This is a genomic window from Amycolatopsis orientalis DSM 40040 = KCTC 9412 (assembly GCF_000478275.1).
GTDB classification, from domain to species: Bacteria; Actinomycetota; Actinomycetes; order Mycobacteriales; family Pseudonocardiaceae; genus Amycolatopsis; species Amycolatopsis orientalis.
Map to the genome: position 1 here is coordinate 131,744 of NZ_ASJB01000055.1, position 12,528 is coordinate 144,271.

Sequence of the window (12,528 nt, forward strand, 5' to 3'; positions counted from 1 at the left end):
CAGTTTCGGAGCGGCTCAGCGGAAGGCGGCGAGCCCGGTGACCGACTGGCCCAGTGACAGCGCGTGCATCTCTTCGGTGCCTTCGTAGGTCAGCACCGTTTCGAGGTTCGACATATGCCGCATCACCGGATACTCCAGCGAGATCCCGTTGGCGCCGAGCATGGCGCGCGCGGTCCTGGCGACCTCCAGCGCCGACCGGACGTTGGCGAGCTTGCCGAAGCTGACGTGGTTGTGGTGCAGCGTGCCCGCGTCCTTGAGCCGTCCGATCCGCAGCGCCACCAGCCCGGCACGGTTGACCTCGACGACGAGGTCGGCGAGTTTGCGCTGGGTGAGCTGGAACCCGGCCAGCGGCTTGCCGAACTGTTCGCGGCTCAGCGTGTATTCGAGCGCGGATTCGTAGCAGGACCGCGCGGCGCCGACGACGCCGAACAGGATCCCGTAGCGCGCTTCGTTCAGGCAGGACAGCGGCCCGCGCAGCCCCCGGACCTCGGGAAACGCCGCCGAGTCCGGCAAGCGGACGCCGTCGAGCACGAGTTCCGCGGTCAGCGAGGCCCGCAGCGACAGCTTGTGCTTGACCTCGTTCGCGGTGAACCCCGGCGTGTCCGTGGGGACGACGAAGCCGCGCACACCGTCGTCGGTCTGCGCCCACACGACCGCGACGTCGGCGACGGTGCCGTTGGTGATCCACATCTTCGTACCGCTCAGCACCCAGTCCGAGCCGTCGCGCACCGCACGGGTCCGCATGCTGCCCGGGTCGCTGCCGGCGTCCGGTTCGGTCAGGCCGAAGCAGCCGAGCGCCTCGCCGGCGGCCATCCGCGGCAGCCATTCCCGCTTGTGCTCCTCGGTGCCCCACTTGTGGATCGCGTACATCGCCAGCGACCCCTGCACCGAGACGAAACTGCGCAGCCCGGAGTCGACGGCCTCCAGTTCGCGGCAGGCGATGCCGTAGGCGACGGCGCTGGTCCCGGCGCAGCCGTAGCCCTCCAGGTGCATGCCCAGGAGGCCCAACTGACCGAAGCCCTTCGCGAGTTCGGCGGCGGGGAGGGCGCCCGTTTCGTACCATTCGGCGATATTCGGCAGGAGCTGATCGTGCGCGTACGCGCGCACGGCGTCACGGATGGCCCGGTCCTCCGCGGAGAGTTCGGCGTCGAGATCGAGGAAGTCGCGCGGATCCGGGCTGCTGCTCATGCGGTCACTCCTGGTCGGCTCGGTGGGGTGTGGCTCTACGAAGAAAACCACACACACGACCGGAGTCGGGTGTCAGAGATCGCGCCATCCGGTGGTCTTCGTCACCTGAACCGATGCCGTGGCCGTCCGGGCGGGGGCGGAGCGCTGCTTCTGCGCGGGGATCAGCAGCTCCGCGAAGGTCGGGAAAGGGACACTCTCGATGTCCTCGCGCCAGGCGTGAAGAAGGCTGGTCAGGTCGTCGGCGTCCCGCATCGTTCCTCCAGAAGTGCAGGCGGTCCTGCGCCGGCCTTTCACTCGGCATGGTTACTACCCGAACGAGTGAAGGGTTAAACGTGGAATCCGGAGAAAATACGGTCCGCTAACCTGGGACGCGTGGCTACTCCTCGTGTGGTGATCCTGGACTACGGGTCCGGCAATCTCCGGTCCGCCGAACGCGCCGTCCAGCGCGCCGGCGCGGACGTCGAGGTCACCGCCGATCCCCATGCCGCGCTCGAGGCGGACGGCCTGGTCGTCCCCGGTGTCGGCGCCTTCTCCGCCTGTATGGAGGGGCTGCTCTCGGTGTCGGGGGAGAAGATCATCGGCAAACGTCTCGCCGGCGGCCGTCCCGTGCTGGGCATCTGCGTCGTGATGCAGATCCTGTTCGAACGCGGTGTCGAGCACGGCGAGGAGGCCGCGGGCACCGGTGAGTGGCCCGGCACGGTCGACCGGCTGGAGGCCGAGATCCTGCCCCACATGGGCTGGAACACCGTGCGCGCTCCGGAGGACTCGCAGCTCTTCGCCGGGCTCGACGCCGACACGCGGTTCTACTTCGTGCACTCCTACGCGGCGCGGACCTGGGAGCTGGACTCCGGGCTCGCCGGGCAGCAGCCCAAGGTGACCTGGGCGCACCACGGCCAGGACTTCGTCGCCGCCGTCGAGAACGGGCCGCTGTGGGCGACGCAGTTCCACCCGGAGAAGTCCGGGGACGCCGGGGCGCACCTGCTGCGCAACTGGCTGGGCACCCTCTGACCTCGTGAGTGCTGAGTGACGTTCTAACCGCACTTACCACTCACGACCGTGGCGGGGTGCGCCCTTGGGGGCATCCCGTAATCGCCTGTCATAGAGTGTGCCCGTGACTTTCACGCTCCTTCCCGCCGTTGATGTGGCCGATGGCCAGGCCGTGCGACTCGTCCAGGGCGAGGCCGGCACCGAGACCTCCTATGGCAGCCCGCTGGAGGCGGCGCTGGCCTGGCAGCGTGACGGGGCGGAGTGGATCCATCTGGTCGACCTCGACGCCGCGTTCGGCAAGGGTTCGAACCGTGAACTGCTCGCCGAGGTCGTCCGCAAGCTGGACGTCCAGGTGGAGCTGTCCGGCGGCATCCGCGACGACGCCTCGCTGGAGGCCGCGCTGGCCACCGGCGCCCGCCGGGTCAATCTCGGCACCGCCGCGCTGGAGGACCCGGAGTGGACCGCGAAGGTCGTTTCGTCCTTCGGCGACCGCGTCGCCATCGGGCTGGACGTGCGCATCACCGAGGCCGGGCACCGGCTGTCCGCGCGCGGCTGGACGCAGGACGGCGGCGACCTGTGGGAGGTCCTCGACCGGCTCGACCGTGACGGCGCGCAGCGCTACGTGGTCACCGACGTGAGCAAGGACGGCACCCTCCAGGGCCCGAACATCGAGCTGCTCCGCGAGGTCGCCGCCCGCACCGACGCGCCGGTCATCGCCTCCGGCGGGGTGTCCAGTGTGGACGATCTCCGTGCGCTGGCCGCGCTGGCCCGCGACGGCGTCGAGGGCTCCATCGTCGGCAAGGCGCTCTACGCCGGGGCGTTCACCCTTCCCGAGGCACTCGCGGCCGTCGCGGAGTTCTGAGCTTCACACCGTGGCGGGACCGACCCCGCCGCCGATGTCGCCGCGCCGTGAAGGCCTCCTTGCCTACCCGCCAAGGCGAGGCAAGGCGGCATGGGCACAACCGTGACGCCGAGCCTCACGGCCGGCTTTACCTCCCAGGTAATCGACGCCACGCGCACGTTCGGCCAGGATTCCTTCCAGGACAACGAAAACCTGGAGGGACATCATGACCGCGTACGGACTCGCCCACCTTCGCCCGCCCGCCGTGACGGCCGAAGAGGTCTTCGAATACCTGGAGCGGATCCAGGGCACGCTGGATCCCTTCGGCGGGAAGTTCCTCGTGCACGGAGCCGAGGTCCAGGTCCTCGAAGGCGAATGGCCGGGGACGCTGGTGATGATCGAGTTCCCGAGTGCCGCGGCCGCGCGCGAATGGTACGACTCGCCCGCGTACCAGGAGATCCTGCATCTGCGGGCGGACCACATCCCGGGCGACCTGATCCTGGTCGAGGGCTGCGGACCGGACCACGACTCGGCGGCGATGGCGGCGGCCATGCGGGCCCACCAAAACGCCTCGTGAGTGGTAATGACGGTTAGAACCCTCATTACCACTCACGAGACCGAGGTCATTCCGCCAGCTTGACCGCGATCCCCACGGTCCGGTCCTTCGGCCCCCGCAGCTTGCTGAAGAACATGGTCACCTGCCCGACGATCCCGTACTTCCGGGCGATCACCTTGCGCGCGCGTTCGGTCTCCTCGAGGTCCAGCAGCCGCGCCTCGCCCGCGACGACGGCGCCATGGGTCTTGGTGCCGCGGAGGTCGCAGGCCTGGACCTCGACGCGGCCGCTGTTGCGGATGCGCTTGACCTTGCCCGCTTTCCGCTCGGACCAGAACACCAGTTCGCCGCCGTCACCCGCCAGCCAGATAGGGGTCGGCACCGGGGTGCCGTTCTTGCGGAAGGTGGTCAGGACGACGTACTTCTCGGCGGCGAGCCGCTCGAACTCCGATCCCATGTGGAGAGTCTAGGGCGTCCGGCGGCGCAGCGTCGCCGCGCCGAGGACCAGCGCGGCCAGTGCGCACGCGCCGACGATGATCAGGTTCCGGATCAGCGTCGCGTCCACGGTGCCCGAAGTGGTGACGCGGGTGAGCGCTTCGACGGCGTACGAAAGCGGCATCACGTCGGACAGCAGGTTCAGCAGCCAGCCCATCTGGCCGCGCGGCACGAACAGCCCGCACAGCAGGAGCTGCGGCAGCACGAACAGCGGCATGAACTGGACCGCCTGGAACTCCGTCCGCGCGAACGCGCTCACGAACAGGCCGAGCGCCATCCCGAGCAGGGCGTCGAGGACGGCGATGAGCAGCAGCATCGCGATCGAGCCCGCGATGTCGAGGCCCAGCCAGGCGAGCGAGATCCCGGCCGCGACGGCGACCTGCACGATCGCGATCGAGCCGAACGCGATCGCGTAGCCGAAGAGCAGGTCCAGCCTGCCGATCGGCAGGGTCATCAGCCGTTCCAGGGTCGCCGTGGTGCGTTCGCGCAGGGTGGTGATCGAGGTGATCAGGAACATGATCGTGAACGGGAAGACGCCGAGCAGCGCCGGCGCGACGTGACTGAAGACCTGCTCGGAGTTGAAGACGAAGCGCAGCAGCACCATCAGCAGGGACGGGACGACGATCAGCATCGCGACGGTGCGCGGATCGTGCCGTAGCTGCAGGAGGATGCGGCGGGCCGTGGCCAGGGTCAGCGCGGGATTCACGACGGGGTCACCTCCGGCTTCGACGCGGCGCGGACCAGCCGCAGGAAGGCCTGCTCGAGATCGGCCGTGCCGGTGCGTTCGCGCAGTCTGTCGGGGGTGTCGTCGGCGAGGATCCGGCCCTCGCGCATGAGCAGGAGATGGTCGCAGCGCGCGGCCTCGTCCATGACGTGGCTCGACACGAGCAGCGTCGCCCCGCCGTCGGCGAGGCGGCGGAACAGCGCCCAGAGTTCGTCGCGGAGCAGGGGATCGAGCCCCACGGTCGGTTCGTCGAGGACGAGCAGCTCGGGCTTCCCGAGCAGGGCGACGGCGAGGTTGGCGCGGCTGTGCTGGCCGCCCGAAAGGGAGCCGACCAGCTTGTCCGCGTGATCGGTGAGACCGACTTCGGCGATCACTCTGTCCACATCGGACAGTGGCGCGCGGAGGACGGAAGCGAAGTAGCGCAAGGCTTCCGCGATGGTGAGGTCGGCGTAGATGGCCGGGTTCTGGGTGGCGTAGCCGATCAGTCTCCGCAGCGGCGGGCTGCCCGCGGGAAGGTCGAGCACTGTGACGTCGCCGCCCGCGACGATCTGCACGCCGACGATCGAGCGCATCAGTGTCGTCTTGCCGCAGCCACTGGGGCCGAGCAGGCCGGTGATGCGGCCGCGCGGTGTCTCGAACCCGATGTCCTTGACGACTTCGCGGCCGCCGCGGACCACCCGCAGGCCCGTCACGGTGATCGCCGAATTAGCCATGTGTTTAATTCTGCGCCCGTTGAGAACCGCTCGTCAAGAGGGCGTGGTTCAGGGCAGCCGGACCGCGATGCCCGGATAGTCGACGACCAGCAGGTGCTCGTCGTAGCGCAGCACGCAGGAGAACGCGAAAGCCGGTGCCGTATAAGCGAAATCGCGGTCACCGATCCGCTCGTAGCGCTGCTCCAGGCGCTCTACGGCGAGATCACCGGCCCGGACGTACGCGGCCGGTGCCTCCGCGGCGGCGCCCATGGCGAGGCCGAGCCGGTGCACCGGCAGCGTGTTCGTCATCGACGACGACTCGAGGTCGACGTCGAAACAGCCGTCGAGGCGCGGATCAGGGACACCGTCCACGCACCATCGCCCGCCGCCGTCCGCTTCGAGCACCGTGCGCCGCGTCCCGGTGGCCGACCGGCCGGAGATCTCCGCCCGGCGCGTATGCCAGCCGGCGTCGACGGCGATCGAGTATTCGACGAACCAGGATTCGCCGTCCTCGACAGCCGTCGTGGCACCGTTGATCCGCCAGCCGCCTTCGTGGCCCTGGAAGAACGCGACCTCGAGACCGGTCCTCGAATCCTGATGCCGCCAGCTCGCCGCCGCCGGCAGGCTCACGGCACCAGGACGAGCTTGCCGCGGACGTGTCCCGCTTCGCTCTCGTCCTGGGCGGCCGCCGCTTCGGCGAGCGGATAGACCCGGGCGATCGGCAGGTCGAGCTTGCCTTCGGCGGCGAGTGCGGCACCTTCGGCGAGCGCCCCGGGCACCCGCTCCGACGGCGTCCCGGAGGTGAAGTGGACGCCGTGGTCGGCCGCGTCCGGCGCGGCGATGGTGACGACGCGCTTCGGTCCACCGGTCAGCTCGACCAGGGTGCCCAGCGAGCCCCGGCCGGAGGCGTCGAAGGACGCGTCGATGCCCTGGGGCGCGACTTCGCCTACGCGTGCGGCGAGTCCTTCGCCGTACTGCACCGGGACGGCGCCCAGTGAGCGCAGGTAGTCGTGGTTCGCTTCGCTCGCGGTGCCCACGACGGTGAGCCCCCGCGCGACGGCGAGCTGGACGGCGATGGTGCCGACACCGCCCGCGGCGCCGTCGATGAGCAGCGTCTCGCCTTCGCCGAGGCTCAGCAGGTTGAGGGCGCGATAGGCGGTGTCGACGACGACGGGCAGCGCCGCCGCCAGCTCCCACGAGAGCGCTTCGGGCTTGCGGGTCAGTTTCGCCGGATCCGCGAGGACGTACTCCGCGTACCCGCCGATGCCGGTTCCGAGGACCTCGTCACCGGCGGCGAAGCCGGACACCCCTTCGCCGACCGCGTCGACGACGTCTCCACCGGGGACGGCCGGGAACGTCGTCGGGAACACCTCGGCCATGAGACCCGACCGGATCTTCCAGTCGATCGGGTTCACGCCCGCGGCGCGGACGGCGATCCGGACCTGGCCCGGGCCGGGCTCGGGAAGCTCCCGTTCGAGGACACGCAGGACCCCGGAGTCGCCGTATTCGGTGAACGCGATGGCGCGGTAGGTGTCCGTCATGCCGTCGACAACCCGTGCCCGCCCGCCGCTATTCCGGCACCTTCCCGAACCAGCCGTAGTCGCCGGGGATCAGCTGGACGCCGTTCGCGATGTCGAGCAGGGTGGCCTGGTCCCGTTTCCCCGACACGATGAGCCACCGCCCGCCCTCCACCTGGACGGCGACCGTTTCGTCCTGGTGCCCGAGCCTGCCTTCCCTGGGCGGCAGGGCGAAACCGTCGAGGCCCCGGACCCTGAGCGGCACGGGCGTGGCGTCGCCGTTGTCCGGCCGCTCGGCCCGGAGCGACGCCGTGACGACCACCGCCGCCGTGGGCTGCCCGGCGCGGGTGGCTTCGAGATCGGTCGCGCCCCCGCCGACCGTCATGAACGTGCTCACCCCGGACAACTCCAGGTCGTCGGGCAGCTTGCCGAACCGCAGTTCGCCCGACACCCGGGCATGGTCGTCCCTGACCATCTCGTCGGCGACCCGCTGGCCGACCACGCGCGGGTCCTTGACGTTGAGCAGCCTCAGGTTCAGCAGGTAGACGTCGTCGGGCGACCAGGTCAGCAGCAGCCCCTGGCCGTAGACCTCCACCGCCATGCCGACCCGGCCGTGCACGATGATCTGGTTGGGTGCGGGCGCGATCGTCCACGGCCCGCCGCCCTTGGCCAGCGGGGTGCTGGTCAGCTGGATCTGACCCTGTTCGCCGGCACTCCACTCCCGCGTCTGCGGTCCGGGGTTCGGCTTGGCGGCCCGCAGGGTCTCCTTGAAACCGTCGGGCAGCCACCCCGGTTTGTAGGGCAGCACCGCCCAGTCGGCGTTCACCTGCGAAGCCGGGGGGACGGCGGTGTAGGCCCGCAGCGCCAGCGGCACCCCGAGCGCGATGAGCGCGACCGCCGCCGCGACCAGTGCCAAGGCCATCGTCGGACGGCTTCGCGATCGCTGGTCCAGCGCGTCGCGGATCTCGGCCCCGTCGGGCGCCCGGGTCGCCAGGTGTTCGAGGCTCTCCCGGATCAGGAGTTCGGTGTTCTCTTCACTCAGTCGGGTCATTTGCGCGCTCCCGTGGGCTGAACAGACGAAGACGACCCGGTTTCCCGCAGCGTCGCGAGCGCGCGCGAAATCTGGCTGCGCACGGTCGACGTCGCGCAGCGGAGTACCGCGCCGATCTCCTCGTCGGAGTAGTTCTCGTAGTAGCGGAGCACGATCGCGGCACGTTGTTTGCGCGGGAGCTTCGCGAGCCTGTCCAGCATCGCGTCGCGTTCGTCGTACTCGATGGCGTGATCGGAGACCGGCGGGCTCACCAGGTCGAGGACCTCCGGCGACGACGACACCACCCGGCGGACCGACAGGCGCCGTCGCCACGACAGGTACTCGTTGGTCACCATCCGGCGGACGTACGTCGGTGGCGAGTCGATCTTCGGCCAGCGTTGCTGAGCACGCAGCAGCACCTCCTGCACGATGTCCTGCGCCAGATACGGATCGTCGGTCAGGACGGTCGCGTAGCGCAGGAGCCCGTCCAGGCGATCCGCGACGAACTCGTCGAAGGTCGCAGGCACGTGTTCCCCCTCAGCCGGTGGTCTCGACACTATGGACGCGCGAGACCGCCCGGCTGATGCGTCGGGAGCGGAACTTTGTCGGTGAACACGGTCACCGCACGACGGCCTCCAGCCGGACGAAGGCGAACCCGGTCGTCGCGAGCTCCTCGCCGGAAGGTCCGGTGGCCGCCGGACGGCGTTCGCCGTCGTGCACCACCAGCAGGCCGTGCGGGAACAGCGGGCCCAGCGACCGGGTGGTGATCGCGGCGCCGTCGGAGTGCTCGACCGAATCGGTCCCGCGTCCGGCGACGATCCGGAAATCGCGCCTCGGGGTACCGGCGCGGTCGTAGACCACGAAGCGCGAGTCGCCCTGGCTCGACGCGAGCAGCTTGCCGTCGGCCAGCGTCAGCCCCTCCGCGTCCGCCGTCAGCCACTTGCCGCCGAAACCGGGATCGGGACCGTCGGCGACGCACTCCTCGGTGGCTTCGTCGAAGCGCTGCGGCACCCCGAACGAACGCACCTTGTCGATCAGCGCGGGACGGCCGAAACCTTCCTCGCCCAGCGGGATCCGCCAGATCCCGACGTCCTCCTGCGCCGTGTAGAGCACCCGGTGCCCGACATCGAGCACCGAACCCTCCAGCTGCGGTCGCTCGTCCGGTTCACCGCACGGCGACCACGTCCTCCCGTTCGGCAGCCGGAACGACGCGGGCAGGTCGATCGTGCCGATCGGCGCCGTGCCGACGGTGCCGTCCGGTTTGTCGACAAGTCGCAAGAGCGCCACGCGGGTCTCGTGCCGCCGGGTCACCGCGACCCAGCGTGTGCCGGTGCGCGGATCGCGTCCGGCGGCGAGCCCGTAAGCCGTCCGCTGTTCGTCCACTTCGGACTCCGACGCGGAGAAGACCGGCGCGGCGGCGGGATCCGTGACGTCCCGCAGCACCCGCGAGCCCGCCGCGGCACCGGCCGGGTCGATCCGGTAGACGCGGACACGGTCCCGGCCGCGGTCGCTCACCACCGCGAGGTCACCGACGACGTCGACGTTGTTGAACCGGCCGCCCGCGGGCACGGCGAGGTGCTGGAGCTGCCGCGCCTTCAGATCGAAGGCGGCCAGCCCGCCTTCCTTGAGGGTGCCGAGCACGACACTGGCCGAAGGGTTCTCCGGGTGGACCCAGATCGCCGGGTCGTCGGCGTCGGCGTTCGCCGGGTCCGCACCGGCGTCGTCGACGAACGCCCTGGTCTGGGCCACGGGTGAGGGGTTCTGACTCGCTTCGGCGGGCACCCCGGTGAGCAAGGAGGCCGCCAGCAGCAGGGGGAGGAGGGCAGCGATGCGCATTCCGGGGAAGCTAGCCGCGCGGGGTGTCCGGCCGGTGAACGCCGTCGGTCAGGTAGTACTGCGCGACCGGGGCCAGCATCGCGACGACCTCGTCCTCCGAGGCGGCGACCAACGGCGGAAGGCCGATGACGTAGCGCAGCAGCGCGAACCCGATCATCTGCGCGGCGATCCCGGCCACGCGGACCTTGGGCACGCCGCGGGCCTCGGCCACCTTCGCCAGTACCGCGCGTTCCAGGAACTGCCGCATCATGGTCGCGACCTGGTCGTTGGTGGTCGCCGACCGGATCATCGCCAGGAACGGCGCGCGGCCCTCCGGGGCCTGCCAGAGGCCGAGGAAGGCGCGGACGAGGCGCTCGCCGATCTCCTCTTCGGGACCGTCGAGGATGCGGGGGACCAGTTCGCCCGGGTCGACCGGCAGGTTCATCGACGCGGCGAAGAGCCGTTGCTTGGTGCCGAAGAAGTGGTGCAGCAGCGCGGCGTTGACCCCGGCGTCGGCCGCGATGGCGCGGACGGTCGCCCCGTCGTAACCCTGCTCCGCGAACCTGCGCCGTGCCGCGTCGAGGATCTCCTCCCGCGTCTCGGTCTGCCCCGGCCGCCGTCCCGCCTGTGCCATTCCGCGAGCTTAGAACGACCTTGACTACCCTTGTCCCCATGTCAGTCGCAGTCAGGGTCATCCCGTGTCTCGACGTCGACGCGGGCCGCGTGGTGAAGGGTGTCAACTTCGCCGACCTGCGTGACGCCGGCGACCCCGTCGAACTCGCCCGCCTGTACGACGCCGAGGGCGCCGACGAGCTCACGTTCCTCGACGTCACGGCGTCCTCCGGGGACCGCGAGACCACCTTCGACGTCGTGCGCCGGACCGCCGAGCAGGTGTTCATCCCCCTCACCGTCGGTGGCGGCGTGCGCACGAACGACGACGTCAACCGCCTGCTGCGCACGGGCGCGGACAAGGTGAGCATCAACACCGCGGCCATCGCGCGGCCGGAGTTCCTGCGCGAGGCGTCCCGCCGGTTCGGCGCGCAGTGCGTCGTCCTGTCGGTGGACGCCCGCCGGGTGCCCGAGGGGACCGAACCGACGCCGTCCGGGTTCGAGGTGACCACGCACGGCGGCCGCCGCGGCACCGGGATCGACGCCGTCGAATGGGCCGCGCGCGGCGAGGAGCTCGGCGTCGGTGAGATCCTGCTCAACTCGATGGACGCCGACGGCACCAAGAACGGTTTCGATCTCGAACTGCTGGCCCAGGTGCGCCGGGCGGTCCGCGTCCCGGTGATCGCCAGCGGCGGCGCGGGCGCGCTCGAACACTTCCTCCCCGCCGTCGAGGCCGGCGCGGACGCGGTGCTCGCGGCCAGCGTGTTCCACTTCGGACAGTTGAAGATCGGCGAGGTCAAGGGCGCGCTGCGCGCCGGGGGAGTCGTGGTCCGATGATCCCGGCCAAGTGGAAGGCCGCCACCGAGGTCAAGGTCGTCTGCGCGCTGCTGGCCGGGCTCGGCCTCGCGTACGTGGGCATGGCCGCGATCCTCATGTTCGCGCCGTACTCCACCGCGCGGACGTTCCTGCTGCCGGTGACTTCGGTGGTCCTCGGCGGGCTCGTCGTGGCCGGGCTGGTGCTGAGGATGTCGTCGGCACGGTTCGCCGGGTTCGGCGTCAGCTTCCTGTTCGGTCTGCTGCACGCGCTGTCCATGCTCGCGGCGGAACTCTTCTGGGTGAAGATCGTCTCCGGTCTCCTTTTCGCCGGGTACATCTACACGGCGGTCCTGCTCAACTCGATGCCGGTGAAACGGCACCTGCTCGGAGCCACGAATGACGCTTGACCCCGCCCTCTCGGATCGCTTGAAGCGCAACGCCGACGGGCTGATCGCCGCCGTCGTCGTCGAACACTCCACATCGGACGTCCTGATGATGGCGTGGATGAACGACGAGGCGCTGGAACGCACCCTCACCACGCGGCGCGGGACCTACTACTCGCGCAGCCGCGGGGAACTGTGGGTCAAGGGCGAGACGTCGGGTCACGTCCAGCACGTCCGCGAGGTGCGGATCGACTGCGATGGCGATACCGTCCTGCTGCGCGTCGACCAGACCGGCCCGGCCTGTCACACCGGCACGCACACCTGTTTCGACACCGACGAACGGCTGCTGCTGGCCGACGAGAGTGAGAACCCGTGAACGTCGTCGCCAACGTCCTCGTCGGCATCGTCGCCCTGATCCACCTGTACATCGTCGTACTCGAGATGTTCCTGTGGACCACCCCGCGCGCCCGCGCCTCGTTCGGCACCACCGAGGAGTTCGCGGAGGAGACCAAGACGCTGGCGGCGAACCAGGGGCTGTACAACGGTTTCCTGGCCGCCGCGCTGATCTGGGGACTGATCGCGACCGGGAGCACGGCGTGGCAGTTCAAGATCTTCGGTCTCGCCTGCGTGATCGTGGCCGGGCTCTACGGGACGGCGACGGCGAGCAAGAAGATCTTCTTCGTGCAGGTGGTCCCCGGCACGCTGGCGCTGATCGCGGTGCTGCTCGCCGGCTGACCCTGCTCACTCGCACGCGCGGGGCCGCCGTTCGGTTGCCCCGCAGCGACGGTGAACTCGTTCTCCGGTAAAGCGGCTGTTCCCGGCTATTCTCACCGTATGAGACTGGGGCGACGGAGAAGAGCGGTCGAGCGCGAGGGACC

The 12,528-nt window shown here is 70.1% G+C and carries 18 protein-coding genes; 7 read left to right on the forward strand and 11 right to left on the reverse strand.

The genetic code is table 11. The features are described 5' to 3' along the window. Window positions 1-15: 15 nt before the first annotated feature. On the reverse strand, window positions 16-1,188 hold the full coding sequence (locus L324_RS18385; protein ID WP_037309558.1) for an acyl-CoA dehydrogenase family protein: 1,173 nt from the start codon (window positions 1,186-1,188) through the stop codon (window positions 16-18). A gap of 72 nt (window positions 1,189-1,260) precedes the next feature. Beyond that, window positions 1,261-1,440: a hypothetical protein gene (locus tag L324_RS18390; protein WP_037309560.1), complete on the reverse strand. Its 180-nt coding sequence runs from the start codon at window positions 1,438-1,440 to the stop codon at window positions 1,261-1,263. A 135-nt stretch (window positions 1,441-1,575) separates the two neighbouring features. Here L324_RS18390 and hisH point away from each other — a divergent pair, with 135 nt between their 5' ends. The 3 genes from hisH to L324_RS18405 all read left to right on the forward strand — a co-directional run bounded on the left by hisH (window position 1,576) and on the right by L324_RS18405 (window position 3,593). Continuing rightward, window positions 1,576-2,196: an imidazole glycerol phosphate synthase subunit HisH gene (hisH, locus tag L324_RS18395; protein WP_037309564.1), complete on the forward strand. Its 621-nt coding sequence runs from the start codon at window positions 1,576-1,578 to the stop codon at window positions 2,194-2,196. A gap of 103 nt (window positions 2,197-2,299) precedes the next feature. Then, window positions 2,300-3,037, forward strand: coding sequence for a bifunctional 1-(5-phosphoribosyl)-5-((5-phosphoribosylamino)methylideneamino)imidazole-4-carboxamide isomerase/phosphoribosylanthranilate isomerase PriA (priA, locus tag L324_RS18400; RefSeq protein WP_037309567.1), 738 nt, complete (start codon window positions 2,300-2,302; stop codon window positions 3,035-3,037). 205 nt (window positions 3,038-3,242) lie between these two features. Then, window positions 3,243-3,593, forward strand: a complete 351-nt coding sequence (locus L324_RS18405; protein ID WP_037309571.1) for a DUF1330 domain-containing protein — start codon at window positions 3,243-3,245, stop codon at window positions 3,591-3,593. A gap of 46 nt (window positions 3,594-3,639) precedes the next feature. On the opposite strand, the gene L324_RS18410 is transcribed toward L324_RS18405, so the two are convergent. The 9 genes from L324_RS18410 to L324_RS18450 all read right to left on the reverse strand — a co-directional run bounded on the left by L324_RS18410 (window position 3,640) and on the right by L324_RS18450 (window position 10,476). Continuing rightward, window positions 3,640-4,026: a PPOX class F420-dependent oxidoreductase gene (locus L324_RS18410; protein ID WP_037309574.1), complete on the reverse strand. Its 387-nt coding sequence runs from the start codon at window positions 4,024-4,026 to the stop codon at window positions 3,640-3,642. A 9-nt stretch (window positions 4,027-4,035) separates the two neighbouring features. Continuing rightward, the gene (locus L324_RS18415) at window positions 4,036-4,770 is read right to left on the reverse strand and encodes an ABC transporter permease (RefSeq protein ID WP_037309577.1); all 735 of its coding nucleotides are present in this window, start codon (window positions 4,768-4,770) and stop codon (window positions 4,036-4,038) included. Further along, complete coding sequence (locus L324_RS18420) at window positions 4,767-5,501, reverse strand: ABC transporter ATP-binding protein (RefSeq protein WP_037309579.1); 735 nt, start codon at window positions 5,499-5,501, stop codon at window positions 4,767-4,769. Before L324_RS18420 ends, L324_RS18415 begins: the two co-directional genes overlap by 4 nt. A 48-nt stretch (window positions 5,502-5,549) precedes the next feature. Then, window positions 5,550-6,110, reverse strand: coding sequence for a putative glycolipid-binding domain-containing protein (locus L324_RS18425; protein WP_037309582.1), 561 nt, complete (start codon window positions 6,108-6,110; stop codon window positions 5,550-5,552). Beyond that, complete coding sequence (locus L324_RS18430; protein WP_037309585.1) at window positions 6,107-7,021, reverse strand: NADP-dependent oxidoreductase; 915 nt, start codon at window positions 7,019-7,021, stop codon at window positions 6,107-6,109. Before L324_RS18430 ends, L324_RS18425 begins: the two co-directional genes overlap by 4 nt. Before the next feature lie 28 nt (window positions 7,022-7,049). Then, complete coding sequence (locus tag L324_RS18435; RefSeq protein ID WP_037309587.1) at window positions 7,050-8,048, reverse strand: hypothetical protein; 999 nt, start codon at window positions 8,046-8,048, stop codon at window positions 7,050-7,052. Continuing rightward, the gene (locus L324_RS18440; protein WP_037309590.1) at window positions 8,045-8,554 is read right to left on the reverse strand and encodes a sigma-70 family RNA polymerase sigma factor; all 510 of its coding nucleotides are present in this window, start codon (window positions 8,552-8,554) and stop codon (window positions 8,045-8,047) included. Before L324_RS18440 ends, L324_RS18435 begins: the two co-directional genes overlap by 4 nt. A 91-nt stretch (window positions 8,555-8,645) precedes the next feature. Then, window positions 8,646-9,863 (reverse strand): phytase, encoded by a 1,218-nt coding sequence (locus L324_RS18445; protein WP_037309593.1) that lies wholly within the window; start codon window positions 9,861-9,863, stop codon window positions 8,646-8,648. Between the two features lie 10 nt (window positions 9,864-9,873). Next, window positions 9,874-10,476 (reverse strand): TetR/AcrR family transcriptional regulator, encoded by a 603-nt coding sequence (locus L324_RS18450; protein WP_037309595.1) that lies wholly within the window; start codon window positions 10,474-10,476, stop codon window positions 9,874-9,876. A 38-nt stretch (window positions 10,477-10,514) separates the two neighbouring features. Here L324_RS18450 and hisF point away from each other — a divergent pair, with 38 nt between their 5' ends. Genes hisF through L324_RS18470 form a run of 4 tightly spaced genes read left to right on the forward strand, consistent with a single transcriptional unit; the run spans window position 10,515 to window position 12,385 of the window. Further along, window positions 10,515-11,288, forward strand: a complete 774-nt coding sequence (gene hisF / locus L324_RS18455) for an imidazole glycerol phosphate synthase subunit HisF (RefSeq protein ID WP_037309597.1) — start codon at window positions 10,515-10,517, stop codon at window positions 11,286-11,288. Beyond that, window positions 11,285-11,674 carry a hypothetical protein gene (locus L324_RS18460; protein ID WP_037309600.1) on the forward strand — a complete coding sequence of 130 codons (390 nt, stop codon included), beginning with the start codon at window positions 11,285-11,287 and terminating at the stop codon, window positions 11,672-11,674. Before hisF ends, L324_RS18460 begins: the two co-directional genes overlap by 4 nt. Continuing rightward, the gene (gene hisI / locus L324_RS18465) at window positions 11,664-12,026 is read left to right on the forward strand and encodes a phosphoribosyl-AMP cyclohydrolase (protein WP_037309602.1); all 363 of its coding nucleotides are present in this window, start codon (window positions 11,664-11,666) and stop codon (window positions 12,024-12,026) included. Before L324_RS18460 ends, hisI begins: the two co-directional genes overlap by 11 nt. Further along, entirely contained in the window at window positions 12,023-12,385 is a 363-nt protein-coding gene (locus L324_RS18470; RefSeq protein ID WP_037309605.1) for a DUF1304 domain-containing protein, read from the forward strand. Before hisI ends, L324_RS18470 begins: the two co-directional genes overlap by 4 nt. The last annotated feature ends 143 nt before the right edge of the window (window positions 12,386-12,528 follow it).

Excerpts from the sequence above, each read along its gene's own strand:
- L324_RS18385 (WP_037309558.1), bottom strand. The coding sequence starts at position 1,188 with ATGAGCAGCAGCCCGGATCCGCGCGACTTCCTCGATCTCGACGCCGAA.
- L324_RS18390 (WP_037309560.1), bottom strand. The coding sequence starts at position 1,440 with ATGCGGGACGCCGACGACCTGACCAGCCTTCTTCACGCCTGGCGCGAG.
- L324_RS18405 (WP_037309571.1), top strand. The coding sequence starts at position 3,243 with ATGACCGCGTACGGACTCGCCCACCTTCGCCCGCCCGCCGTGACGGCC.
- L324_RS18410 (WP_037309574.1), bottom strand. The coding sequence starts at position 4,026 with ATGGGATCGGAGTTCGAGCGGCTCGCCGCCGAGAAGTACGTCGTCCTG.
- L324_RS18420 (WP_037309579.1), bottom strand. The coding sequence starts at position 5,501 with ATGGCTAATTCGGCGATCACCGTGACGGGCCTGCGGGTGGTCCGCGGC.
- L324_RS18430 (WP_037309585.1), bottom strand. The coding sequence starts at position 7,021 with ATGACGGACACCTACCGCGCCATCGCGTTCACCGAATACGGCGACTCC.
- L324_RS18435 (WP_037309587.1), bottom strand. The coding sequence starts at position 8,048 with ATGACCCGACTGAGTGAAGAGAACACCGAACTCCTGATCCGGGAGAGC.
- L324_RS18445 (WP_037309593.1), bottom strand. The coding sequence starts at position 9,863 with ATGCGCATCGCTGCCCTCCTCCCCCTGCTGCTGGCGGCCTCCTTGCTC.
- L324_RS18450 (WP_037309595.1), bottom strand. The coding sequence starts at position 10,476 with ATGGCACAGGCGGGACGGCGGCCGGGGCAGACCGAGACGCGGGAGGAG.
- hisF (WP_037309597.1), top strand. The coding sequence starts at position 10,515 with ATGTCAGTCGCAGTCAGGGTCATCCCGTGTCTCGACGTCGACGCGGGC.
- L324_RS18460 (WP_037309600.1), top strand. The coding sequence starts at position 11,285 with ATGATCCCGGCCAAGTGGAAGGCCGCCACCGAGGTCAAGGTCGTCTGC.
- hisI (WP_037309602.1), top strand. The coding sequence starts at position 11,664 with ATGACGCTTGACCCCGCCCTCTCGGATCGCTTGAAGCGCAACGCCGAC.